This is a genomic window from Bacillus cereus group sp. BfR-BA-01430, assembly GCF_022663115.1.
Classification (GTDB): Bacteria; Bacillota; Bacilli; order Bacillales; family Bacillaceae_G; genus Bacillus_A; species Bacillus_A cereus_BD.
In genome coordinates this window covers 1-202 of sequence record NZ_JAKUEW010000123.1, presented here as the reverse complement: position 1 = coordinate 202, position 202 = coordinate 1, and the positions used below count along the sequence as shown (strand labels likewise).

The following is a 202-nucleotide window of genomic DNA, read 5'->3' as shown; positions in this document are numbered from 1 at the left end:
ACTTCATTTCTTCCTGGATTATTCATACGGTTCGTTACTTCCAACTCTCGTTCTACTTGTTGGCGATTACCCTTTGCCTGCTCATTTGGTGCTTCATTTCTTCCTGGATTATTCATACGGTTCGTTACTTCCAACTCTCGTTCTACTTGTTGGCGATTACCTTTTGCCTGCTCATTTGGTACTTCATTTCTTCCTGGATTAT

1 protein-coding gene is annotated in these 202 nt (G+C 41.1%); it reads right to left on the bottom strand.

Going from position 1 to position 202, the window contains the following annotated elements; all coding sequences use genetic code 11:
* The coding region (locus tag MR058_RS23225; protein ID WP_242145958.1) for a hypothetical protein at positions 1-202 on the bottom strand (202 nt) is incomplete at both ends.